The organism is Vibrio sp. 779(2023) (genome assembly GCF_033344285.1).
Taxonomy (GTDB): Bacteria; Pseudomonadota; Gammaproteobacteria; order Enterobacterales; family Vibrionaceae; genus Vibrio; species Vibrio alginolyticus.
In genome coordinates, this window is record NZ_JAWPOM010000139.1 from 1 (window position 1) to 862 (window position 862).

Consider the following 862-nt stretch of genomic DNA (forward strand, 5'->3'; position numbering starts at 1 on the left):
ACTCGCAAAATCTTTAGATTGCGTGCCTTCCAACCAAATTCGTGCCGCAAGTATTGAATCTGAACATTCAACAAATTTAGTCAACCAATGACTGTCAAACTCAGCCAGGCCCATCGGTGTAAACTCGTGTGTGAGTTCCTCTGGGTCTAGAAAGTTCAATGCATCTATTTTCGTCATAACTACCATAAGCTTGGCTTAATGGCTGGTCGAAGTGACCAGCCATTAACTCTATTTAGCCACCCGACTGAGGAATTTTAGCAACGAGTCTTAAAGACGTGGTTAGCTCTTCCATTTGAAGCCATGGCTTGAGCCAAGCAACCGCGTTGTAAGAACCAGGAGAACCTGGAATTTCCTTAACTTGTACGCGAGCGTCGGCAAGAGGGTATTTCGCACGAATTTCTTGACCGCCACCTTCAGAAGCGTTCACATAGCCAAGAATCCAACGGTTCAACCAAGATTCAACGTCTTCTGCTTCCATAAAGCTACCGATCTTGTCTCGAGCCATTACTTTCAAATAATGTGCAAAACGAGAGGTTGCCATCATGTAAGGAAGTCTTGCTGAAATTGCCGCGTTTGCTGCCACTTCTGGAGATTCATGATTTGCTGGTTTTTGACAAGTTTGAGCACCAAAGAACACGGCATAGTTCGTATTTTTGTAGTGGCATAGCGGCAAGAAACCCAGTTTACCCAATTCCGCTTCACGGCGGTCTGTAATGCCAATTTCCGTTGGGCACTGCATATCTGGGTCACCATCATCACTCATGAAGAAGTGTGTTGGTAGGTTATCAACTCGCCCCCCCCCCCCTGCGCCCACGATAGCACGTCAGAAACCCACCCTCGAAAACGCCACCGCTCACTTTAC

1 pseudogene is annotated in these 862 nt (G+C 46.9%); it reads right to left on the reverse strand.

The features are described 5' to 3' along the window. Positions 1-232 precede the first annotated feature (232 nt). Positions 233-862, reverse strand: a pseudogene (gene tssC / locus R8O70_RS25560) (type VI secretion system contractile sheath large subunit); the annotation flags it as partial.